At 54.3% G+C, this 23,209-nt stretch carries 18 protein-coding genes; 10 read left to right on the plus strand and 8 right to left on the minus strand.

The genetic code is table 11. From position 1 onward, the window contains the following. Nucleotides 1–122: 122 nt before the first annotated feature. Entirely contained in the window at nucleotides 123–1,550 is a 1,428-nt protein-coding gene (gene ffh / locus BGP77_RS15265) for a signal recognition particle protein (RefSeq protein ID WP_108165567.1), read from the minus strand. Nucleotides 1,551–1,733: 183 nt separating this feature from the next. Here ffh and BGP77_RS15270 point away from each other — a divergent pair, with 183 nt between their 5' ends. From BGP77_RS15270 to BGP77_RS15285, 4 genes are all read left to right on the plus strand, one after another. Beyond that, nucleotides 1,734–2,528 carry an inner membrane protein YpjD gene (locus BGP77_RS15270; RefSeq protein ID WP_108165568.1) on the plus strand — a complete coding sequence of 265 codons (795 nt, stop codon included), beginning with the start codon at nucleotides 1,734–1,736 and terminating at the stop codon, nucleotides 2,526–2,528. Nucleotides 2,529–2,616: 88 nt separating this feature from the next. Further along, nucleotides 2,617–3,897, plus strand: coding sequence for an HlyC/CorC family transporter (locus tag BGP77_RS15275; protein WP_108165569.1), 1,281 nt, complete (start codon nucleotides 2,617–2,619; stop codon nucleotides 3,895–3,897). A 56-nt stretch (nucleotides 3,898–3,953) separates the two neighbouring features. Continuing rightward, nucleotides 3,954–4,376, plus strand: coding sequence for a DUF4864 domain-containing protein (locus BGP77_RS15280; RefSeq protein ID WP_108165570.1), 423 nt, complete (start codon nucleotides 3,954–3,956; stop codon nucleotides 4,374–4,376). Nucleotides 4,377–4,442: 66 nt separating this feature from the next. Next, nucleotides 4,443–5,168 carry an RNA methyltransferase gene (locus tag BGP77_RS15285; RefSeq protein WP_108165571.1) on the plus strand — a complete coding sequence of 242 codons (726 nt, stop codon included), beginning with the start codon at nucleotides 4,443–4,445 and terminating at the stop codon, nucleotides 5,166–5,168. Here the strand turns inward: BGP77_RS15285 and maiA are convergent. From maiA to BGP77_RS15310, 5 genes are all read right to left on the minus strand, one after another. After that, nucleotides 5,153–5,788, minus strand: coding sequence for a maleylacetoacetate isomerase (gene maiA, locus BGP77_RS15290; RefSeq protein WP_108165572.1), 636 nt, complete (start codon nucleotides 5,786–5,788; stop codon nucleotides 5,153–5,155). The genes BGP77_RS15285 and maiA overlap by 16 nt on opposite strands. Before the next feature lie 21 nt (nucleotides 5,789–5,809). Then, on the minus strand, nucleotides 5,810–7,372 hold the full coding sequence (gene tyrR, locus BGP77_RS15295) for a transcriptional regulator TyrR (RefSeq protein WP_108165573.1): 1,563 nt from the start codon (nucleotides 7,370–7,372) through the stop codon (nucleotides 5,810–5,812). A 134-nt stretch (nucleotides 7,373–7,506) separates the two neighbouring features. Continuing rightward, a complete protein-coding gene (locus tag BGP77_RS15300; protein WP_108165574.1) occupies nucleotides 7,507–8,568 on the minus strand; it encodes an MJ1255/VC2487 family glycosyltransferase in 1,062 nt (353 codons plus the stop codon). Then, complete coding sequence (locus BGP77_RS15305; RefSeq protein ID WP_108165575.1) at nucleotides 8,565–9,092, minus strand: phosphatase PAP2 family protein; 528 nt, start codon at nucleotides 9,090–9,092, stop codon at nucleotides 8,565–8,567. Before BGP77_RS15305 ends, BGP77_RS15300 begins: the two co-directional genes overlap by 4 nt. A gap of 111 nt (nucleotides 9,093–9,203) precedes the next feature. Further along, nucleotides 9,204–9,641 (minus strand): HIT domain-containing protein, encoded by a 438-nt coding sequence (locus BGP77_RS15310; RefSeq protein ID WP_108165576.1) that lies wholly within the window; start codon nucleotides 9,639–9,641, stop codon nucleotides 9,204–9,206. A gap of 117 nt (nucleotides 9,642–9,758) precedes the next feature. Between BGP77_RS15310 and BGP77_RS15315 the strand changes: the two genes are divergently transcribed. The 3 genes from BGP77_RS15315 (at nucleotide 9,759) to BGP77_RS15325 (ending at nucleotide 13,194) form a co-directional block, all read left to right on the plus strand. Continuing rightward, on the plus strand, nucleotides 9,759–10,871 hold the full coding sequence (locus tag BGP77_RS15315; protein WP_158269402.1) for a GNAT family N-acetyltransferase: 1,113 nt from the start codon (nucleotides 9,759–9,761) through the stop codon (nucleotides 10,869–10,871). 43 nt (nucleotides 10,872–10,914) lie between these two features. Next, the gene (locus BGP77_RS15320; protein WP_108165578.1) at nucleotides 10,915–11,355 is read left to right on the plus strand and encodes a VOC family protein; all 441 of its coding nucleotides are present in this window, start codon (nucleotides 10,915–10,917) and stop codon (nucleotides 11,353–11,355) included. A gap of 114 nt (nucleotides 11,356–11,469) precedes the next feature. After that, the gene (locus BGP77_RS15325) at nucleotides 11,470–13,194 is read left to right on the plus strand and encodes a proline--tRNA ligase (protein WP_108165579.1); all 1,725 of its coding nucleotides are present in this window, start codon (nucleotides 11,470–11,472) and stop codon (nucleotides 13,192–13,194) included. A gap of 72 nt (nucleotides 13,195–13,266) precedes the next feature. On the opposite strand, the gene BGP77_RS15330 is transcribed toward BGP77_RS15325, so the two are convergent. Beyond that, nucleotides 13,267–15,195: an FG-GAP repeat protein gene (locus BGP77_RS15330; RefSeq protein ID WP_158269403.1), complete on the minus strand. Its 1,929-nt coding sequence runs from the start codon at nucleotides 15,193–15,195 to the stop codon at nucleotides 13,267–13,269. Nucleotides 15,196–15,339: 144 nt separating this feature from the next. Then, the gene (locus BGP77_RS15335; RefSeq protein ID WP_146171269.1) at nucleotides 15,340–17,370 is read right to left on the minus strand and encodes an FG-GAP repeat protein; all 2,031 of its coding nucleotides are present in this window, start codon (nucleotides 17,368–17,370) and stop codon (nucleotides 15,340–15,342) included. Between the two features lie 679 nt (nucleotides 17,371–18,049). Between BGP77_RS15335 and BGP77_RS15345 the strand changes: the two genes are divergently transcribed. The 3 genes from BGP77_RS15345 to BGP77_RS15355 all read left to right on the plus strand — a co-directional run bounded on the left by BGP77_RS15345 (nucleotide 18,050) and on the right by BGP77_RS15355 (nucleotide 23,164). Beyond that, entirely contained in the window at nucleotides 18,050–18,529 is a 480-nt protein-coding gene (locus tag BGP77_RS15345) for a CBS domain-containing protein (protein WP_233252374.1), read from the plus strand. A gap of 105 nt (nucleotides 18,530–18,634) precedes the next feature. Continuing rightward, nucleotides 18,635–21,691 (plus strand): FAD-binding and (Fe-S)-binding domain-containing protein, encoded by a 3,057-nt coding sequence (locus BGP77_RS15350; protein WP_108165583.1) that lies wholly within the window; start codon nucleotides 18,635–18,637, stop codon nucleotides 21,689–21,691. Nucleotides 21,692–21,811: 120 nt separating this feature from the next. After that, entirely contained in the window at nucleotides 21,812–23,164 is a 1,353-nt protein-coding gene (locus tag BGP77_RS15355; protein WP_108165584.1) for a class II 3-deoxy-7-phosphoheptulonate synthase, read from the plus strand. The last annotated feature ends 45 nt before the right edge of the window (nucleotides 23,165–23,209 follow it).

Raw genomic sequence — 23,209 nt, forward strand, 5'->3', positions numbered from 1 at the left:
TTCCTAACCCAAAGTGAAACGAAAACCAGGCCCACCCCGGTTTTCAAGGCCGCGAAATTATACGTTTGAGAGTTCAAAAAGCAAGGATGACGGGGGTCGGACGACCCCGTCAGAGGTTAGAATTAACCGAAAGGACCGCGGCCACCCGCACCGGGGAAACCACCGGGTGGCAAACCGCCACCGGGCATTTGACCACCGCCAGGCATCTGACCGCCGCCCATGGCGCGCATCATCTTGGCCATACCGCCCTTCTTGCCGGCTTTTTTCATCATCTTGGACATGTTTTTGTGCTGCTTGAGCAAACGGTTAATGTCTTGAATCTGCGTACCGGAACCCGCTGCGATACGGCGTTTGCGTGAGCCGTTAATCTTATCCGGGAAGCGACGTTCCAGCGGCGTCATCGAATCAATAATCACGCCCATCTGCTTAAACTGCTTTTCCGCACCCTGCATCTGACTGACTGCAGCGCCCATCTGGCCCATGCCCGGCAGTTTGTCGACCATACCCATCATGCCGCCCATATTGTCCATCTGGCGCAGTTGCTCGCGAAAGTCTTCCAGATCAAAGCCTTTGCCTTTCTGCAGCTTCTTGGCAAGTTGCTCGGCTTTGTCTTTATCAACCTTGCGCTCGACTTCTTCGATCAGCGACATCACGTCGCCCATGTCGAGAATGCGCGAAGCGACGCGGTCTGGGTAGAACGGTTCCAAGGCATCGGCTTTTTCACCGACCCCCATAAACTTGATCGGTTTGCCGGTAATATGACGCACCGACAAGGCCGCACCGCCGCGGGCATCACCATCGGTTTTCGACAGCACTACACCCGTCAACGGCAGGGCATCACTGAACGCCTTGGCGGTGTTGGCGGCGTCCTGACCGGTCATGGCATCGACGACGAACAGCGTTTCGATCGGCTTCACTGCTTTATGCAGCGCCTTGATCTCATCCATCATCTCGCTGTCGACAGCCAGGCGACCGGCGGTATCGACCAAGACAACATCCACCGCCTGCTTGCGAGCGGCATCGATGGCGCCCTTGGCAATCGCCACCGGTTTCTGTTTTTCATCGCTGGGATGGAACAGCGCGCCGACTTCACCAGCCAGGGTTTCCAGCTGTTTGATCGCCGCCGGCCGGTAAACGTCGGCCGAGACCACCATGACTTTCTTTTTCTCGCGTTCTTTTAAGAAGCGCGCCAGCTTGGCAACGGTGGTGGTTTTACCCGCACCTTGCAGACCGGCCATCAAAATAACCGCTGGCGGCTGGGTGTTCAGCGCTAATGGCTCGCCGGTTTCGCCCATCACCCGCTCAAGTTCGGATTGCACCACCTTGAGGAATTGCTGGCCTGGATTCAGCGCCTGAGAGACTTCCTGACCAACCGCGCGCTCACGCACGCCATCGATAAAATCTTTAACGACGGGTAATGCAACATCCGCTTCGAGCAATGCCATCCGCACTTCGCGCAGTGTGGCCTTGATGTTGTCTTCGGTCAGTTTGGACTGACCGGAAATTTGTTTCAGCGTCTGGGAAAGACGGTCGGTGAGGCTCTTAAACATCTCGCTTTCCGTGGGGATTCAAAAGATTCGGCAGTATAACAGGGCACCGGCTGCGTCTCTATGATGGTGACGGTCAAAGCAACCTCAAGTGGAGTTTGGGAACCGCTATCATTTGTGCGAAACTAGCGGCTTCGTCATCCTGTATCCCTTTCGGTTGCGACCGAACTGTGAGGACCTTTCCGAATGCTGATCTGGCTTGCCATTCTGGGCTATCTCGTCAGTGGCCTGGTCGCCCTGACTGGCTTATATCGTGTGCAGTTGCCGAATCGCCAGTGGTTGTTCTGGCCAGCGGTGATCGGTGCCATGGCACACCTGTCGACACTGGCGTCAGAAATTCTGGTTTCCGGCGCTTTACAGATCAGTTTTTTGAATGCGGCTTCCGTTATCACCTTTTTTGTCATCTCCGCCTTACTGATCAGCGGCTGGTCAAAACCGCTGCACAGTCTGTTTGCGTTCGCCCTTCCGGCAGCCGCAGTGATTATGATTGTCGCAGTATTAGCACCGGATGCCTCTTCTCCCCGCCTGTACCGTACCGGCGTGGTCTTGCATGTTTTCCTGTCGATGCTGGCTTATTCGGTCATTACCATCGCTACCTTATTAGCCGTGCTGCTCGGTGCTCAGAACCGTCAACTGCATAACCACGCTCTGGACAGCCGGCTGAACCGTTTTCTGCCACCGCTGCAGACTATGGAACGGCTGTTGTTTGAATGGTTGATGATCGGTTTTATTCTGCTGACCGCAGCCATCATTTCTGGCGGGCTGTTCATTGAAAACATCTTCGCTCAGCATCTGATGCATAAAACCGTACTGACTCTGGTGGCCTGGGGCTTTTTTGCCACCTTGCTGTTTGGTCATTTTCACCTGGGTTGGCGCGGTGCTTTAGCCAGTCGACTGACGATCTTCGGATTTGTGTTTTTGATGCTGGCTTTCTTCGGTTCTAAGTTCGTTCTTGAATACTTATTGCATCAATACGCCTAAATCCGATCAAAGCGCGCGGCATTGCTTGACAGAGGGGTGACCGCGCCGCTAAAAAGCACTTTCTATTGGTGACTGAGGTTTTTACCCCTTGAACGAGCTCCCCCTAGGCCTGCTTTTTGTCTTGCTGGGCCTGCTGCTGCTTTGTTCCGCTTTCTTCTCGAGCTCGGAAACCGGCATGTTGTCACTCAACCGCTACCGTCTCCGTCACCTGGCCAACGAAGGTCATCGCTCCGCGAGCCTGGCCCAACGTCTGCTGGAAAAGCCCGACCGTCTGATCAGTACCATTCTGATCGGTAACAACCTGGTCAATATTGCCGCGGCCTCACTGGCCACCATCATCGCTATTCGGCTGCTACCAACGCAGCAGGATCTGGCGTTGGCGCTGTCGACGATATTGCTGACGTTGGTGGTACTGATTTTCGCAGAAGTCACGCCCAAGACGCTGGCACAACGCTATCCCGAACAGATTGCCTTCCCGTTCTCCTTTGTACTGCGGCCCTTGATGTTCGCGCTGGCACCGGCGATCTGGCTGGTTAACCTCTTCGTTAACAGTCTGTTCTGGCTGTTCCGCGTTGGCCGCACCGGCGACAGCAGCGATGCGCTCTCGGCAGAAGAATTAAAAACTCTGGTCAACGAATCCGGCGAGATGCTGCCACCGCAGCGTCAGAACATGCTGCTGGGTATTCTTGAGCTGGAAAACGTCACCGTTGATGACATCATGGTGCCGCGCAATGAAGTCAGTGGTGTCGATATGGAAGCCGATGTCGACACCATTGCCGACCAGATTCGCCGCACCGATTACACCCGCTTCCCGCTCTACAAAGGCGACCTGGATAAAGTCATCGGCATTTTGCACATCCGCGATGCGGCTGAATTCCTCTACGCCGATGAACCCTCCAAGGTCATGCTGACGAAAGCGGCGAAAGATCCCTACTTCGTGCCGGAAAACACCCCGCTGCATACGCAGTTGATCAACTTCCAGACCCAGCAATTGCGCATGGGACTGGTAGTTGACGAATACGGTGACATTCAGGGTTTGGTAACGCTGGAAGATTTGCTGGAAGAGATCGTCGGCGAATTCACCACCGACATTGCCAACTCCAATAAAGAAATCCATCCGCAGCGAGATGGTTCTTATGTCATCGACGGCACCGCCAACATCCGTGAAATCAATCGCGCCCTGGCCTGGGAACTACCGACTGACGGCCCGAAAACGCTGAACGGCCTGGTACTGGAACACGTCGAGGACATTCCGGATGCCAACCTGTCGATTAAAATCGATCGCTACCTGATCGAGATTCTGCAAATCAAAGACAATGCCGTCATTGCTGCCCGAGTTCGGGAAATGCCCTTGAACCGGGCGCGCTGAACCAATTTTCACCCGGGCGCGTATGGGAATGGGTCCACCCTAAACGGGAGTCCGCCATGCGTTCCCTGCTTCTCCTCCTGCTGTGCTGCCAGCTACTGGCAGCCGGCGTCCAGGCTGAGGACAGTGACAATGCCCTGGAAGACCAATTCCGCAATCTGATCACCCAGCAACTGAGCGCACTGCGCAGCGGCGATGCCGAAGCGGCCTGGGCCTGGGCGCACCCCAACATCAAAGGCCGCTTTCTGACGGCCGATCGTTTTTACACCATGATCGCGCGCCAGTATCAGCCATTAACCGAATTCAGTGTCATTCGCTTCAGAGAGCTGGAAGCCGCTGGAGACAACTGGATGTTACCGGTCTGGCTCCGCACCGACGACGATCAGCAATACCTCGCGGTCTACGTGCTCAGCGAAACCAACCAGGGTGAATGGCGCATCGCCGGCTGTCAGTTGGCCGAGTATCAGCCGCCGGGTATATGAGCCGGATGATTGAGACAACGCCCGTGTTAAACTGCGCGACCCCGTGATCAACCCCAAGGCGTTTTCATGTCTCTCAATATCCGCATCGTCCTGGTCCAGACCTGGCATCCTGGCAACATTGGTGCCGCCGCACGCGCCATGAAAAACATGGGGCTGGAGCAATTGGTTCTGGTTAATCCGATCGATTTCCCCTCGGATGAAGCGTACAACCGGGCCGGTCAGGCGACCGATCTGCTCGATCACGCCAGGGTAGTATCAAGCCTTGATGAAGCCATCGCCGATTGTGGTCTGGTGGTTGCCACCAGCGCCCGCGAACGCAGTATTCGATTACCGGCTCTGTCAGCCGAAGCATGTGGACAAGAAGCCGTAACCCGCCAGCACGATGCACCGGTTGCTCTGGTCTTTGGCCGCGAACGGATGGGCCTGCACAACGATGACATTCAGCGTTGCCACGCCCAGGTGAATATTGACGCCAACCCGGACTACCCGGTGTTGAACCTCAGTCAGGCGGTCCAGTTATTGAGTTACGAAGTGTTTAAAGCCGCGCAAAGTGAAACAGCCAATAACATTGAAACGCCCTACCCACTGCATGCTGATTTGGAACGTTTCTACGATCATCTGGGCGAAACACTGGGCGACATTGGTTTTCTGAACCCAGCCCACCCAGGACAGGCACTGGATCATCTGCGCGCACTGTTTCGTCGTGCCCAGCCGACCGCCAAAGAATTGCGCCTGCTGCGAGGTGTGCTCAGTGCCGCTCAACAGGCTTCCAAAGATCAGCCTTCTGGCTGATGTCGACTCGGCTCGGCCTGCACAAACGCCGGTTGAGCGGTAGCGTGCTGATAGATGCGCTGCAAGCGCGGCCAGGCATCCAACGCAATGTCATTACGCACAGCGTTATACATCTGCGGAATCAGCAGCACATCGACCATGGTCAGCTGATTGCGATAGAACCACTGACCACTGCCGAAGCAGGCCGCCTGGGTTTCCAGCGCATTCAAACCCGTTTCAATCCAATGCCGATTCCAATCACTGACCTCGGCTTCGCTGGCCTGGAACTGTGAACGCACTCGGTTAAGCACCCGCAAATTATTCAACGGATGGATGTCGCACCCGATGTCCTGACACAAGGCGCGAACGTCAGCTCTTGCCACTGGATCGTTCGGCAACAAGGGTGGATTCGGATAAATCTCATCCAGGTATTCCAGAATCGCCATCGACTGCCGCACCAAGCCAGGCTCTAATTCCAGAGACGGCACCAGACCGGCCGGATTCACCGCTCGATAAGCAGTGCTGTGCTGCTCACCCGCGCGCAGCTCAATGGGAACCTGTTGCGCGTCGACGCCTTTCAGTGCCAGACCGATGCGCACCCGGTATGCCGCGGATGAACGCCAATAATGATAGAATTTCATGGGTTTCTCCTGGTCGCTGACTCAGTCTGTGCGACTGTGCTTGCCAATGCCGTACTCGCGCAACTTATTAGCGATGGCCGTGTGTGAAACACCCAGTTTCTTTCCCAATTGCCGACTGCTGGGATAAGCCGGATACAGTCGACGCAGCAGTTGGGATTCAAAGCGTTTCATCACTTCATCAAGCGTGCCTTCAAAGTGCTCATCGACATAACCCCAGCCACTGGAATAACTGGGTAATTGCAAATGCTCGGGTTCCAGAACGTCGTCTTCCGCCAATGAAACCGCGCGCAACAACGCATTTTCCATCTGCCGCACATTTCCCGGCCAGGGATATTGCTGCAGCGCATTCTGACAGGCGCGTGAGATACGAATCCGGCGGCGCTGGGGCTCAGCAAAGCGAGCAATAAAGCGCTCAGCCATCGGCAGAATATCGTTTTTACGGTCGCGCAGAGCCGGAATGTGCAGCGCCAGAACGTTCAATCGATAGTAAAGATCTTCACGGAAAGTCCCGTCACGGCACAGTGCCAACAGGTCTTTTTGCGTCGAGCAGATAATACGGACATCGGCGGTAAATTCCTGTTCGTCACCCACCCGGCGATAAGTGCCGTCCTGCATCAGCCGTAAAAACTTCGATTGCAGTACCTTCGACATATCGCCAATTTCGTCGAGAAACACCGTGCCACCTTCGGCCAGTTCGACGATGCCTTTTTTCGCTTGAGTCGCACCTTCAAATGCGCCAGCGGCATAACCAAAGAGTTCGCTTTCAGCCACGCTGTCGGGCATGGCGGCACAATTCAGCACCAACAAGGGTTTGTCTTTGCGCAGGCTGTGCTGATGACAAGATTTCGCCAGCAACTCCTTACCCGTGCCGGTTTCGCCAGTGATCAACAATGGCGCATCCAGACCCGACATGCGCTTAGCCTGACGAATTACCTTTTTCATCGGCTGGCTTTCAGCGATCAGCAACTCAAACTCGCCGGCCTGCTGTTGATAAGCCGTAATCTGACGACCCAGGCGCTCGGGCGACTTAAAGGTGATCACCGCACCGGCAAAGTAATCGTCTTGCTCGGTATCGGTTTCGTTGGGTACCTGAATCGGATAAATATCGGCTAGAAAGGTACGACCTCGCAGTTGCAAATGCGCTGCGGTCGCACCGGGTTGTTCACTATTCAGCCAGTGGGTGAAGTTGAACCCTTTGACCCAGTTCTTCAGCAACTTGCCGTGCACTTCCGCTTCGGGCAATTGCAGAATATCGAGCGCGGCTTCATTGGCAATGACCACACTGCCCTGGCTATCGATTGAAACGACCGGCTCGGGCAGCGTTTTCAGCAACGTCTGCATTTCCTGTTGTTCGCGTTCGCCAGGCAGATAAGGAATTAAGGAGACGTCCTGAATGCCGGGTATCAAACGGATTTCCGGCATCAGATGCTGAAATTCATCAAACACGAGCGTCGGGAAATTCAGATAAATCCGGCCAGCGGGTTCTATTTCGATGCCTCTGAGATCGATCTGGTGTTGCACCAGAATATCCAGCACCTCAGCACAAATCCCCAGGCGCTCTTCGCATTCGATCTTGAGCCGCATTCACTGTCCCCACCGCGCTGTACGCATTCGTTTCCAGCGCGCTAAATTGCCGCAGGGTCGCTTTTTTGTCAACTGAGCTTTACAGCTAAAAAAAAACGGCCCGCAAGCGGACCGTCTAATGATACTTACGAAAACTAGGCAACTTGCTGAGCGGGCAGCTGCTCTGACGGGAAGTTCACCCCCGACCAAAGCTCTTCGACCAGGCTGTCAATGGACGCATGCGGATAGCGCTGCAACCAGCTCACCAACGCCGTTGCCACATCCGGGTAATTCACCCAGCGCGGCTCACCCTGTCGCAGAAAGGATTCGATGGCTCCGGTCGATACTTTCGGCATCACCGATCCCAAATCCAGTGCTTGCAACGCGGCGGCATTGGACTGCTGTTCCATCTGACCACGCAGTGGTTTGACCAGAATGCGTTTGCTCATCGACAAAGCTTCACTGGCCAATTCAAAACCAGCATTGCAGATTACGCTGCCACATTCGGCCAGTGACGCCTGAAAACCATCCCGGCTGAAACCGCGTACCGTTACTTGGCCATATTGGCCGGGTTCAATGTCGGCGCAATGCATCACAAAGCGGGTCGGAGTGTTGACGTCGTTCAACAGCGCCAACGTCGCGTCACTGTTTTCGAACGGAAGATAAACCAGTGCTTTATCCAGTGAGCCGGGCTTGGGTGCCTGAGTGGGCTCAATAATCGGCGGCAGAATCGGCGCACCAAAGTGATGCCAGTGCACGCCCAGCCCAACAGTGACCGGCGCGAACCAACGCATGATGGCTTCAGACACCACCGAATGACCGGCCTTGGGAATGTCGTGGTTAAACGCGTACTGATGACCGACACCCACGCAAGGCATGCCCTGACTGCGGGCAGCCCAGGCCACGACCGGCTCAAAGTCGGTCACCACCAAATCGTATTGACTTAGGTCGAGCGAGCGAATGTCGCGCCATAAACCGCGCATGGACGTGTCATTCATGGTACGACGCAAATCGATCCGACCATCGCGAGTGGCAAACGTCAGGCCTTTAAACACCTGGAAATCACCAAAGACTTCCATATCAAAAAAACGGTCGCGCTCACGCCCGGAAAAGACCCAGTCCACATCAACGCCAGCGTGCGCCAGCGCTTCGGCCATCACCCGAGCGCGGGTGATATGACCATTACCTGTTCCCTGAACACCATAGAGGATTTTCACAGTACGAACCCTCCCAGCGCCCAGAAGCCGACCAGCGAACCAAGGGTTGCACCGACCAGCGTATCTGTCGGGAAATGCACGCCCAGAAAGATGCGTGACATGGCCACACAGCAAGACCAGAACAACAGCGCCGGCACTAGCACCGGTAACTGGCTCGCCACCAGAACGGTAAACAAAAACGCCGCTGAAGTATGGCCTGAAGGGAAGCTGAATTTGTCAGACGGAATGATAAAGCTGGTAAAGTCGTCGATCGCTTCTTGCGGTCGGTTGCGACGACAGGTGTTCTTTAACACCCAGTAGATCGCCCGTTCTACCGCAAAGGCCCAGACAGCGACTTTCACTAAAGCCATGCCGGACTCCGGCTGCGCTAAGCCATAGACGGCAAAGAACAGTAGATAAAGCCAACCATCGGCGGTACGGGAGACCGCACGACTCAAAGCAGTAATACGCTCACGGCGACGACGCGCCATGCACCAGTTAAAGGTCAGGGTATCGAGGTGTTGGATGCGCTGCAGCCATTTCATGAAGAAGCCTCCATCGTCATGGCGTCTATTATTCATTCGCCCGTGTCACCTTTCTGACTGTTTGATGAAGTTTTCATGACATCCCCCCGACTGCAGCGGGTGCCCGCACCATCAGGCTGCGGGCGGTTCGGCCGCCTTAAAGACCGACGTTTCAAACGCCGACTGTAACGCCAGCACTCGCTGACGCAAAGCCCCGCGCGGATAGGCTTTGGCTGGCACCGCGCCCCAAACAGGGTTAGGCCAGGCCGCATCCGTGCGTTTACGCACGACATGATGAATATGCAATTGCGGAACCACATTCCCCAGCGCCGCTATATTCATTTTGTCACCGTTAAAGGTGTCCATCAGGCGCTCAGCAACAAAGCTGCTTTCCCAGATCAGTTGTTCCTGATCGTCTACATCCAGCTGGTAAATCTCGCTGATATCCTCGCGCTGAGGTACCAGTATTAACCAAGGGTAGTTGGCGTCTTTCATCAACAGAATACGATTGAGCATCAACTCGCCAATTTCGACGCAATCATTCTGCAAGCGGTGATCCAGTTCGAACATCGAGCCCTCCTTTGCCAGCCATTGTACCTCAAAGGCTGCGATGTATAAGTGGCTCGGCTCTGGGTATGCATGCGCTCAATCGATATAATGCCTCAGCACTTTCCCAGGAATGGCCTCATGCCCGACGTTCAGTGGCTCACCCAATGGCCTCAACACCTAGGCCAGAACACAGACAACCCCTTTTGCCAGCCGAGCTTTCTACGCGCTCTGGAAAGCAGTGGCGTGTGCGGTGCAAACGGAGGCTGGTCGCCCCATCATCTGCACTGGCAAGACGAGCAACACGAGCTGGCACTGCCCTGCTACGCCAAAACGCATTCTTGGGGCGAGTATGTTTTTGACTGGTCCTGGGCCCACGCTTATGAGCAACACGGCCTGCCTTACTACCCAAAACTGGTGTGTGCCATTCCCTACACCCCGTCGATGGGGCCACGTGCAAGCGCTGAACTGAATGCGCCACTGGTCACCGACCTGGCAAAAGCCATGCAACAGGAAACGCTCAGTCAGGACTACAGCGGCTGCCACCTGCTCTTCCCCGACGACGCCACCGCTGATCTCTGGTCCAGCCACAGCGATTGGGTAGAACGGCGAGATGTTCAGTTCCACTGGCGTAACCAGAACTACCGCGATTTCGACGACTTCCTCGATCGCTTCGCATCGCGCAAACGCAAAAACCTGCGCAAAGAACGCCGTTCCATTGCCGATCAGGGCCTGGAAATGCACTGCTTTGAAGGTCGGGAAATCGACGCTGTTACCCTGCGTCAGTTCTACGTTTTCTACCATGCCACCTACCTCAAGCGCGGCCGTCATGGCTACCTAACACTGGAGTTTTTCGAGCAACTGCTGGCGGATCAGCCAGACTCGCTGGTGCTCTTTATGGCGTTTCAGGGTGAAGAAGGCGTTGCTGCGGCTCTGTGCTTTCGCGATTCAACCACGCTGTACGGCCGTTACTGGGGCTGCCTGGATGAATTCAATAATCTGCATTTTGAATGCTGCTACTACCAAGGCATCGACTATTGCATCCGCCATGGACTGCAACGCTTCGACCCAGGCACTCAAGGGGAACACAAAGTCGCCCGGGGGTTCGAACCGCGCATTACCCGCTCTTTCCACTGGCTGTCACGACCAGAATTCCAGGAAGCCGTAGAACGCTTTTGTCTGGAAGAAGCGGAGATGGTTGAACGCTATCGCGAACAAATGACTGAAGCATTGCCGTTCAAGCAAACCGATTGACTGAAACACACTGAATAAACCGACCGCACGATCTGGAGTTTTTATGCGTTATCTACACACCATGGTTCGAGTCAGCGACATCGACGCCTCACTGCGCTTTTTCTGCGATGGCCTAGGCCTGGTCGAAATCAGCCGCAGCGACAACGACAAAGGCCGCTTCACGCTCATCTTTTTGGCCGCCCCGGAAGACCGCGAACGCGCCTTAGCCGACAAAGCGCCGATGGTGGAGCTGACCTACAACTGGGACCCGGAAGAATACAGCGGTGGCCGCAACTTCGGCCACCTGGCCTATCGAGTCGACGACATCTACGCCACCTGCGCACATTTGCAGGGAATGGGCATTGCCATTTTGCGACCGCCACGCGACGGTCATATGGCCTTTGTGCGCAGCCCGGACAACATTTCCATTGAACTGCTGCAAGCTGGCGATGCTCTGCCTGCCGCCGAGCCCTGGGCTTCCATGTCCAATCAAGGCGAGTGGTAACTCACCACCCAAGCACGGCACAAAGCTGACTACACCTCGGCCGCCGTTGGCTCTACAATGGCGGCCCGTTTTTGATTCATACCCAACGACACACAGCCAACAACGAGAATTTTCATGCGCGCAAGCCAGTATTTGATCGCTACCGTCAAGGAAACGCCCGCCGATGCCGTTATCGCCAGCCATCAATTGATGCTGCGCGCCGGTATGGTGCGCAAACTCGCCTCCGGCCTCTACACCTGGCTGCCGACCGGCCTGAAAGTGCTGCGTAAAATCGAACGCATTGTGCGCGAAGAAATGGATCGCGCGGGCGCTCAGGAAGTGCTGATGCCCTGCGTGCAACCGGCTGAACTGTGGCAGGAAAGCGGCCGCTGGGATGACATGGGCGCCTTAATGATGAAAATGCAGGATCGCCACGAGCGCGATTTTGTCTTTGGCCCCACCCATGAAGAAGTCATCACCGACCTGGTGCGCAACGAACTGACCAGCTACAAACAACTGCCTGCCAATTTCTATCAAGTTCAGACCAAATTTCGCGATGAATTCCGGCCGCGTTTCGGGGTTATGCGGGCGCGTGAGTTCGTCATGAAAGACGCCTACTCTTTCCACGTCAGCCTCGACTCGCTGCAAACCGAATACGAAAACATGCACCAGGCCTACTGCCGGATTTTCGATCGCCTGGGACTGAACTACCGCCCTGTATTGGCCGACAGCGGCGCCATTGGCGGCGACAGCTCACATGAATTCCAGGTACTCGCGGAATCGGGTGAAGATTACATTGCCTACTCTGACAGCAGCGATTACGCCGCCAACATTGAGCGCGCTGAAGCCGTCATGCCCGCCGGTGAGCGAGCCGCGCCCAGCGAAGAACTGCGTCAGGTTGATACACCGAACACCAAGACCATCGCGGCGTTGGTCGACGGCTTTAACCTGCCCATCGAGAAAACCATCAAAACCTTGATTGTTGAAGCTGAAGACGACGTTGAAGGTGGTCTGGTAGCACTGCTGGTGCGAGGCGATCATGAGTTGAATGAAATCAAAGCTGAAAAGTTGTCGCAGGTTAAAGCACCGTTAGTCATGGCCAGCGAAGAACGCATTCGTGCCGTCGTTGGTGCTGGTCCTGGCTCCCTCGGCCCACTGAATTTACCGATGCCGATTGTGATCGACCGCGCTGTCAGCTTAATGAGCGACTTTGGCGCTGGCGCTAACATCGACGACAAACACTGGTTTGGCATCAACTGGGAGCGCGACCTGCCGTTACCCGAGATCGCCGACCTACGCTCCGTGATTGAGGGCGACCCCAGCCCCGACGGTAATGGCACCTTAAAAATTGCTAAAGGCATTGAAGTCGGCCACATCTTCCAGCTGGGCGACAAATACGCAAAAGCCCTGAACGCCACCGTTTTGGATGAAAACGGCAAAGCCCAGGTCATGCAAATGGGGTGCTATGGCATTGGTGTCAGCCGAATCGTCGCGGCGGCGATCGAACAAAACCATGACGACAACGGCATCATCTGGCCTGACGCCTTAGCGCCTTTCCAGGTCGGTATCGTGCCGTTGAACGCGCATAAATCACCGGAGGTCATGGAAGTAGCGGAACAGCTGTATCGTGAACTGAGCGAAGCCGGTATCGAAGTTCTACTGGACGACCGTGACAAGAAAACCAGCCCGGGTGTGAAGTTTGCCGATATGGAACTGATTGGCGTACCTCACCGCATCGTTGTCAGTGACCGCGGTCTGGCCGAGGGCGAATTGGAATACAAAGCTCGCCGCAAGGACGAAAAAGAAAGCCTGAAGCTCACCGACGCAGTAGCGTTCTTGCGTGAGCGACTGGGTCGGTAATTGCCTGCCGACCTGACTAAGCGCCAGTCTGGCTCACTACACGAGCCTGACTGGCGCACCTTTCTAGTCTTTCTAGTACAAATACACAGCCCCAGAATTCTTCAGCTTATTGTTCTCGTTCTGGTTACTATCCAGTCCATTGCTGATACCAGAAAACTCACCACGGTCCTCATAGGGTGCGCCGACGGCCAAGGTGTCTCCGTCGCCGCTTAGCGACAAACTGTGTCCAAAATAGTCGCCTCCGCCAGAGTTCGAGGCTTTGATATACGACCGTTCAGTCCATTGACCATCAACCGGCTGAAAAACATAGGCGGCACCGGCATATTCAAAACCAATCCCTCCACCCACCGGTGAACCTCCAATACCATTTGCACGACTGGTCTCGTTTATCGCCGATACCGCCAAACGCTTGCCATCGGAGCTCAAACTAATCTGGTGACCAAAATATTGTCGAGTACTCTCGGCAATATTACTGGCTTTAATATAATGACGATGTGCCGAATCCCATGCGATGAGCGGCTGCAACCAGGAATTCTCGCACGGCACTTGTGTACAATCTTCGGGTAAGTTCCAAACATAGGCGGCACCAACATATTCCCGGCGCTCCGGTTCGTTGTTGAAGCCAGATGATGAGAATCGGCTGTCATAACTCGCACCAACAGCCAATGTTCGGCCGTTGGCGCTTAAGCTCACACTGGTTCCAAAGTGCGACTCACCCTGGCCATATTTCAATTGTTTAAGACCGTATAAACCGACTCTCCAATCACTGCCCGTTCGCCAAACATCAGCCTCACCTGTCGGCACGTTTTTTCTGAAAAAGATAAAGACCTTGCCTAAACTGACCGGAGCAACTTCCTCCGGAGCCCCCACAGCCAAACGACTGCCATCCCCGCTGATGCTGACACTCTTACCAAACAGAGCGCCCTGACCGAGGCCCAGTACGTTGGTTCTGCCATCTGGAAATGCAAAGTGAGTTACCCTGGCCTGACGCCAACCAGCCGCTGGCTTTTCGAACACATAGACTTCTCCGGTTTCATGTTCACCGGTCGCGCCGATCGCTAAACGGTCGCCGTTATCGTTCAGACTGACGCTGGCGCCAAAATGCCCATTGCGGTGAGGATATAAAGAAATCAGCGGTGAATCCGTTTCTTGCCAGGCGCTGCCATCATACTGGAATAGAAAAACATGACCGGCACTATCCAGCGTGTAATTTGCAGAATAAGCAACGTTGCGACCAGGAGCGCCAACTGCGAGCACCCGACCATCCCTACTAAAACTTAATGACGCTCCAAACTCATCATTGGCTTCAGCATCCGGCAATTTCAAAACCTGATTCAATGACCAAAAACCATTGCTGTGTCGCCGGTATAAATGCACCAAGCCAAAACGTTGGTCACTTCCAGAACCACCAACAGCCATCCAGTCGCCGTTTTCACTCAATTCGACAACTCGTCCAAACTCACCGTCTTTAACCGGATCATTCGATTTAAAATAACCAATGCCGTCTAGCATATTGTACCGGTTAATAAGTCCAGTCTGAGCGGCTGTTACCATATCGCACCCGTTGATTGCGCTGCACGGCTGCAACATATAGAGCGGTTCTGTTGTCATCGCCGGGTCGTATAAGGGGACATGCATGTCGTAGGCGGTTTCATACTGCAGTTGACCTGAAGACCAAATCTCTTTGCCTTCACGCATAGCAATTAAATTGTAATAGTCTGCCTGTTTCTTAGCGGACCACTGGAAATGCAGACGCTTAGGTGAACGGACTTCTACCTCTACACTTTGTATATAATCGTTGCCTGCCTCACCTTCATGAACTTCATCGACTTCGTCGTCGTTTGGCTTAAACGGGTTTCCAATGAGCCCTATGTCCTGATCATATACACTGCCATTGTCACCCTTGTTCTGCTGCTCACCACTGTCGGTCGACGGTTGGCAAGCCGCCATAAGGGAAGCTGTCAACAGCATAAAAACACGGCAACAGAGAGATGCTTTCATCCTTAAAATCATAAGGCCTCCTGGCCATTCACCGTTTATCGACGATTAAAAACAACAAACCCGCTTGCGAGTCGCTATTGCCGACAATGGACTTTTATGCCTGCCTCTAAAGGCTGTTACAGAAGGCAGGCACATAAAGCACTGCTAGTAGAGGTAGGCAGCACCAGAATCTTCGCGACGCTCAGACACATCGTTACGACTATCGAATCCACTTCTCATCGTATGAGCCCCTTTTCGGTCTTCGAAAGGCGCGCCCACTAATAAGGTGCCTTCCGTTTCATCAATGCTACCGAGGACGGCGTTACTTAAACTGACACTGTACCCAAACTGATCGTTCTCTCCGGGGTTAGACGCTTTGATGTATTTGATATGAGTCCAGCCATTGCCGTCGGGCAAGTTGCGTTTATACAAATACACCGCACCCGCTTTGGAGATTTCTTCTGATGAGCTACCAGGCTCGTCGAGTACGCCATAATCGGCACCGTTTTCATAAATGGATGAAATGGCAATCATCTCGCCATCGGGTCTCATACTCAGCCTAAAACCGAACTGATCCAGTTCAGCAATATTATTTGGAGTCAGGATGGTGTTGTCACTGGCCCACAGATTACATTCACCTAAAGCCCCATAGTAGAATTTTTCACACAAGTTTTCATTCAGCGTAAATGTAACCACCGCCCCAGAAGCCTTGCCATTACCACTGTAGTCACGAGCCGCTACAGCAATGGTTTTTCCATCGTCACTCATAGCAAGCCACTCACCAAACTTAGACTCTACAAATGCACTGTTATTTGGGAATAGACTTATGGCACTTAAGTAGACGGTCCATTCCATATTTCCCTGATCCCAGTTACCCATTCTATTCTTAGCGAACATGACCACCATGCCATCGCGGTTTGCCCGTGAAGCTCCGACAGCCAGCCTATCACCTTCACCACTCAGAGCGACTGCCTGACCAAAGCGGGTTTCTGGTTCTTTATTACGATCACTGAACCGTACAAAACCATCATGGCAGTTTTCCTTTTCCAGATTGACTTTCAGAACATATACCGAACCAACTGCCTGACCATTTGGGTCAACGGTACTGTCAAATGGCGCGCCTATGGCGATATACCGACCGTCTTTATTGAAACTGACGCTATAACCGAATTGTGCCTGCTCGTGGTCTACCATTGCTGAACTGCAACGCCATTCGTAGTAATTCCCGAGATCATTCAGTTCATAGATATAAACCATACCCTCGTTTTCTTTCAGACCATCCGTCTGGAACGGCGCACCAACGGCAAGATACTTCCCATCTGAAGAGAAACTGAGCGACCAGCCAAACCCCTCGGCTGCACCATCGCTAAGGATGCGATCTTTAGGCCGTAAAATACTTCGGTCTTCCCAGTAGCCATCCTCTGTTCGTGCATAAATATAAACGGCACCAGGATAAAGGCCGTCGCTTTCTTCTACTTTTCTGGCGCTAACTGCCATATAACGCCCATTACTGCTGACGTTAACGGACATACCGAAGTGTTGTCCCGCCACGGGCTGTGTAACATCATAAAATGACTTCATATAGCCCATCCCTTTGAGCATGTGGTCGGGATAGGCAATCAGAGCACTACCAATATCGTCACAAGCACCCGCTAAACAACCACTAAGACGATAGACGGCATCTGTCCAGCGGTGATCAAACATCGATATATATTTAGTAAAAGAAAGTTCAGAGCCCGCAGCTATTTCTTTATTTATCAGTTCACTGTCGCCCAAATTAGCCTGAATACGGTAACTGTCATAATCCGTCGTTTCATCTTTTGCCAATTTCTGCCAATGAAACTGAATTTTGTTGGCAGCTTTCAATTGAACTGTAAATCCGGCGGGGTCGTCTTCAATGCAATACGCAAGCGTTGGTCGTATGTTACATAAGGCATCACAGTAAAGTTGATTTTGGTTTGATGTATCACTGCAGGCGACAATGCACTTGGGTTGATCCGGATTTTCTTCGCATGTTTTGACTGCTTCGCAAAACAGATACCCATTTTCGGTGTCTTCGCATATTTCATCACAAAACCCATAACCTGCATCGAGATTGGCACAAATATCATCACAGAATTCGAAGCTCTCTCTGTCTTGAGTACAAAGGTCAGCACAGCCATCAAGACCAAAGTCTGCGTTGCATAAAGCTTCCAAACATTCTGGATCATCATTACCCGGCTCACAGGTTTCTCCACCACCTAGGGTTGATTGGGATTAACACTGCAGCTTTCATTTTCTTCGGTGTTATCGCAAAACGAATACGAAGGGTCTATATCGCATGCTAAATCGCAGAATGGTTTATCGGCATCCTCTCTACAGCTGTCGAGGCATTGACTCTGCTCCGGGTTTTCCATGCAAGCGCGATAGAAAGGATTATCAATTAACCCAATGTCCGGAACGTCAATTCTATTAGCGTTGGGTGACTCGGATTGTTCCGGGTCGTTGGGTTGGCTACAGGCGGCCAACACGATCGCCAACATGAGTCCCATTACTAGGCGTAAAAAAGATTCCATTCGTTTTGCAGACATAATCTCACCCAACCTTTATAGGTGTTACTGAAGTAATCTGATTATCTCTACCGGCCGTTTGAAAAATCGTTTTAATAAGAGCGGTAATTTGCCTATTTTTGGGCAAATCGTTGGAGAAACCCTAAATAAATGACACTTTCTTGACCCTATACTGAAAACCACTGCTCCAAAGGCATTTTCGAACTTCATTAAAAACAACCGTCTTTAAGCCGACACCCGGTTTGCTGACCGACACACCCTTGACTATTCTGATCCAGACCCAACGGCTGTTGTTATCACACTATCCACTTGGAGGACGCACGCCGATGAAGCCTGATCCACTGACGGTCGCCGATTGCATGACCCCAACCCGCGTTACCATTCAAGACTCCGCCACGGTGACCGAGGCCGTCCAGATTCTGATCAAACATCACATACTGGGCAGTGCGGTGGTTGACCAACAGGGCCATCTGGTTGGCTACATATCCGAACAGGATTGCCTGAAACAATTGCTGACCGACAGCTATCACAGTGAAGATGCCGCTCAGGTCGCCGATGTCATGCGCCGCGATGTGCTAACGGTTAACAGCGATCTGAGCATCGTGGATCTCGCCCAAACCATGACCGGCGATAAGCCGAAGAAGTACCCGGTGGTTGAGCATCATCGGCTGATTGGTGAGATTACCCGGACGCAAGTGGTTCAGGCACTGCTGAAACTGCGCGCCTGGCGTCAGGCTTCCGAGGCTGGTCGTAAACCCGGCATGAGCAAACCTCTTGCGGCCCGCGCGCCCTCTCCGCGCAGCTGAATCCCTTGACCGGTGCGTTCCAGCGCACCGGTCAACTCGTAATCAGGGCACATTCCGTTAGAATACCGGCCGTCCCTGCGAAAGTGCCAAAAAGTGCCGAAGTTGATGATCCCTCGAATTGCTGAAGTCACCCCGGTCCAAAGCCAGTACCTCGCCTACATTGATGCGCTCAAAGCCGCCGGCTTTGATGGTGAACTTGCTCCGGATTATGCGAACCGCACCGTGCTGGCGACCGACAACTCCATTTATCAAGTATTGCCGCAGGCCGTCATCTTCCCCAAACACACGGCTGATCTGCAGCTGGCTACCGGCCTTGCCAGTCGTCGCGAATGGCAAGACATTGTATTAAGCCCACGCGGTGGTGGCACTGGCACCAATGGTCAGTCGCTGACCGATGGCATCGTGGTCGATCTGTCGCGGCATATGAACCACATTCTGGAAATCAACGCTGAAGAAGGCTGGGCCCGGGTTGAAGCCGGGGTGGTGAAAGATCAGCTTAATGCTGCTTTAAAAGAACACGGCTATTTCTTCGCACCGGAATTATCGACCAGTAACCGCGCCACCATTGGCGGCATGATCAACACCGACGCCTCCGGCCAGGGCTCGGTGATGTATGGTAAAACACGCGATCACGTGCTGGCCTTGAGCACCGTTCTGCTCGACGGCGAGCGCCTCGATAGCGGCCCTCTGAGCGAAACCGAACTGGATGCGTTAAAGCAGGCTCCCGGCCTGACCGGGGCCATTCACCGTACTGTTGATGACGTACACCAGCGCCGCCGCGACGACATCGAAGCACGCTTCCCCAAACTGAACCGCTGTCTGACCGGTTACGACCTGGCGCATATTCGCAACGACGCTGGTGAGTTCGATTTGAACAATATCCTCTGCGGCAGCGAAGGCACGCTCGGCTTTATTGTCGAAGCTAAACTCAATGTGCTGCGTATTCCCAAATTTTCCGCATTGGTGAACGTTCGCTACGATTCTTTTGAAACCTCTCTGCGCGATGCCCAGACGCTGATGCAGGCGCAGCCGACATCGATTGAAACCGTCGACAGCAAAGTCCTGGGTCTTGCCAAAAACGACATCAGCTGGAACGGTGTGGCCGAGTTTTTTCCGGCCGCTGAAGGGGAAGTGGTCGAAGGCATCAACCTGGTGGAATACACCGCCGACGACGAAGCCGAACTGGAAGCCGGTATAAAGCGTCTGACCGATCGCTTGGATGCCCTCGCCGGTCAGCCCGGCCAGTGCAATGGCTACACCGTTGCCCGTGGCAGCGCAGCCGTAGGGCGCATCTGGGGCATGCGCAAGCGCGCTGTCGGTCTGCTGGGTAATGCACAAGGCGAAGCTCGACCGGTGCCTTTTGTGGAAGACACCGCCGTACCGCCGGAAAACCTCGCCGATTTTATTATGGATTTTCGCGCCGTGCTCGACCGAGAAGGCCTGACTTACGGCATGTTCGGCCACGTTGATGCCGGCGTATTGCACGTGCGCCCCGCCCTGGACATGAAAGACGAAGCCTCTCTGGCGCGGGTGCGACTCATCACCGATGAAGTGGTCAAGCTGGTGCAGAAATACGGCGGCCTGTTGTGGGGCGAACATGGCAAGGGCGTGCGCTCAGAATTCGCGCCCAGCTTCTTTGGCGACCTGTACCCGGAATTACAGGCCATCAAGCGCGCTTTTGATCCACACAACCAACTGAACCCAGGCAAGATTGCCACAGCCGATGCCAGCCAGGCACTCACCATCATCGACGCCGTAACAACTCGCGGCGAACTCGACAGAAGCATTCCGGTAAAAAGCTGGCAGCATCAAAAAGAAGCCGTTTACTGCAACGGCAATGGCGCTTGCTACAACTACGACCCGAACGATGCCATGTGCCCCTCCTGGAAAGGCACACGCGACCGGCGGCAATCACCGAAAGGGCGGGCATCGTTGCTGCGCGAATGGATTCGCGCGCTGGGCGAGCAAGGCGTTAATACCTTGGATGTGGCCAACGCCCAACGCCAGCGGTCGGGCTGGCTCAGCTGGCCGGCACGGCTTAAAAACAGCTGGGCTCTGAAGCGTGGCGACTATGATTTCAGCCAGGAAGTTTACGATTCGATGGCCGGTTGCCTGGCCTGTAAGTCATGCAGTGGCCAGTGCCCGATTAAAGTAGATGTGCCGGAATTCCGCGCCAAGTTCCTGCATCTGTATCACGGTCGTTATCTACGCCCGCTGAAAGATTATTTTATCGGCACCCTAGAGTTTGTGATTCCCCTGCTGGCCCGCGCACCCTTCAAATGGCTCTATAACGGACTGATGCGCGCTAAACCAACCGCCTGGTTGCTCGACCGTGGCGCTGGCATGGTCGATAGCCCGCTGATTCACCGCCATCACCTAGCCAGCCTGATGCGTCATCTGAACATTGGCTGGGCCAAACCGAAGCAATTGGCAGCGTTGAGCGAAGAGGAGCGTCAGCGCTCGGTGGTCATCGTACAAGACGCCTTTACCTCCTTTTTCGACACCGACACCGTGGGCGATATTCTGAAACTGCTGCAACAACTCGGTTTCCGCGTTTGGGTGATGCCATACCGCGCCAATGGCAAGCCGCTGCATGTTCATGGTTTTCTCGGTGCGTTCACCAAAGTCGCTCAGCGCCGCCAAAAAGAATTTAACGCCCTGGCTGAAGCGGGTATTCCACTGGTTGGTGTCGACCCGTCGATGACACTCGCTTATCGCAGCGAATACCGTAAATACTTGGAAGGCGATCTGCCCGAGGTGCTGCTGATGCAAGAGTTTCTGGGTCAGCGCCTTGAACAACTGGCATCGCTTCGCCCATTGTTCCGTCCGGGCCGCGTGCAGCTGCTCGGTCATTGCACCGAAAAAACCAACGCCGCTGCCAGCATGGCCGATTGGCAGCGCGTCTTTGAAGCGCTGGGCCAGGAACTGACGCTGAAAAATGTCGGCTGCTGCGGTATGGCCGGAACCTACGGCCACGAAAGCCGCAACCGGGCAACGTCCGAACGCATCTATGACCTGTCCTGGCGCGATGTCGTCGCCAATGAGCCCACCGAAGGGCTGGTTGCCACCGGCTACTCCTGTCGTTCCCAGGTCAACCGTCTGCAAGGCGTTGAATTGCGCCACCCTCTGCAGTTTCTGGCCGGGCAAATTCAAGCCAGCTGACGAGACGAAAGCCTGCATTGCTGAATCCGCAATAGATTTCAGCAATGCAGTGCATAAAATGCAGCCCTTGCCTCTTTCAGGCAAACTACTCCGTCTGATCACCCCACAGTAGGAAGTTCCATGACTAGCTGGACGCCCGATTCTTGGCGCACTAAAACCATCCGCCAGATGCCCACTTACCCGGACCAGGCCGCGCTCGAAGCGGTTGAACGCGAACTGGCTGGTCAGCCGCCACTGGTTTTTGCTGGCGAAGCGCGCGAACTGAAAGCTCAATTGGCCAAAGTTGCCCGGGGCGAGGCGTTTTTGCTGCAAGGCGGCGATTGCGCCGAGAGCTTTAAAGAATTCAACACCAACCACATTCGCGACACCTTTATGGTACTGCTGCAAATGGCAGTGGTACTGACTTTTGGCGGCCAAAGCCCGGTGGTGAAAATCGGTCGTATGGCGGGCCAGTTTGCAAAGCCGCGTTCGTCCGACAAAGAAACCCAGGGTGACATCACCTTGCCGGCTTATCGTGGCGACATCATCAATGGCATTGATTTTGACGAAGCCTCGCGCACGCCCGACCCCGAGCGCATGCTTAAGGCGTATCATCAGTCATCATCCACACTGAATTTGCTGCGCGCTTTTGCCCAGGGCGGTCTTGCTGACTTACACAAGGTGCATCAGTGGAATCTGGGTTTTGTCGAAAAAAGCCCACAAGGCGAACGCTACCAGCACTTCGCCGATATGATCGACGAGACCCTGGCGTTCATGAGCGCCTGTGGCATCTCCCCTGACAACACCCCACAGATTCGCGAGACCGCGTTTTACACCTCGCACGAAGCGCTGCTGCTGCCTTACGAACAAGCACTGACCCGCCAGGACAGCCTGACCGGCGATTGGTACGACTGCGCCGCTCATATGGTGTGGATTGGTGATCGTACGCGTCAGCTCGACAGTGCCCACATCGAATTCTGCCGGGGCATTAACAACCCGCTCGGCCTAAAAACCGGCCCAAGCACGGATCCGGATGAACTGATCAAACTGATCGATATTCTGAACCCAGACAACGAACCGGGCCGTCTGAACCTGATCGTGCGCATGGGTGCCGACAAGATCGCCGACCATTTCCCGGCGCTGCTGAAGCGGGTGAAAGAAGAAGGCAAACAGGTGGTGTGGAGTTCCGATCCGATGCACGGCAACACCATCAAAACCGACAACGGCTACAAAACCCGTGCGGTCGATTCCATTCTCTCGGAGGTGAAGGATTTCTTTCAGATTCACCGCGCCGAAGGCACCCACGCCGGCGGTGTGCATTTCGAGATGACCGGTCGCAACGTCACCGAATGCATCGGTGGCGCGTTCCAGATCACCGAACACGATCTGGCCGAGCGCTACCACAGTCACTGTGATCCTCGATTAAATGCCGATCAGGCGTTGGAATTGGCGTTCTTGATTGCCGACGCGGTGAAGACCGCTCGGGGTCGCTAACACGGCCTGCTTGATGAAAGAAGGGAGATGCCGGATAGGTTTTCG

Source organism: Saccharospirillum sp. MSK14-1, assembly GCF_003054965.1.
In the GTDB taxonomy this organism is placed as follows: Bacteria; Pseudomonadota; Gammaproteobacteria; order Pseudomonadales; family Natronospirillaceae; genus Saccharospirillum.

Coding starts and splice junctions, on each gene's coding strand:
- BGP77_RS15310 (WP_108165576.1), bottom strand. CDS start 9,641: ATGTTCGAACTGGATCACCGCTTGCAGAATGATTGCGTCGAAATTGGC.
- BGP77_RS15345 (WP_233252374.1), top strand. CDS start 18,050: ATGAAGCCTGATCCACTGACGGTCGCCGATTGCATGACCCCAACCCGC.
- BGP77_RS15305 (WP_108165575.1), bottom strand. CDS start 9,092: ATGAAATGGCTGCAGCGCATCCAACACCTCGATACCCTGACCTTTAAC.
- ffh (WP_108165567.1), bottom strand. CDS start 1,550: ATGTTTAAGAGCCTCACCGACCGTCTTTCCCAGACGCTGAAACAAATT.
- BGP77_RS15270 (WP_108165568.1), top strand. CDS start 1,734: ATGCTGATCTGGCTTGCCATTCTGGGCTATCTCGTCAGTGGCCTGGTC.
- BGP77_RS15280 (WP_108165570.1), top strand. CDS start 3,954: ATGCGTTCCCTGCTTCTCCTCCTGCTGTGCTGCCAGCTACTGGCAGCC.
- BGP77_RS15320 (WP_108165578.1), top strand. CDS start 10,915: ATGCGTTATCTACACACCATGGTTCGAGTCAGCGACATCGACGCCTCA.
- BGP77_RS15325 (WP_108165579.1), top strand. CDS start 11,470: ATGCGCGCAAGCCAGTATTTGATCGCTACCGTCAAGGAAACGCCCGCC.
- BGP77_RS15315 (WP_158269402.1), top strand. CDS start 9,759: ATGCCCGACGTTCAGTGGCTCACCCAATGGCCTCAACACCTAGGCCAG.
- maiA (WP_108165572.1), bottom strand. CDS start 5,788: ATGAAATTCTATCATTATTGGCGTTCATCCGCGGCATACCGGGTGCGC.
- BGP77_RS15350 (WP_108165583.1), top strand. CDS start 18,635: ATGATCCCTCGAATTGCTGAAGTCACCCCGGTCCAAAGCCAGTACCTC.
- BGP77_RS15285 (WP_108165571.1), top strand. CDS start 4,443: ATGTCTCTCAATATCCGCATCGTCCTGGTCCAGACCTGGCATCCTGGC.
- BGP77_RS15355 (WP_108165584.1), top strand. CDS start 21,812: ATGACTAGCTGGACGCCCGATTCTTGGCGCACTAAAACCATCCGCCAG.
- tyrR (WP_108165573.1), bottom strand. CDS start 7,372: ATGCGGCTCAAGATCGAATGCGAAGAGCGCCTGGGGATTTGTGCTGAG.
- BGP77_RS15330 (WP_158269403.1), bottom strand. CDS start 15,195: ATGAAAGCATCTCTCTGTTGCCGTGTTTTTATGCTGTTGACAGCTTCC.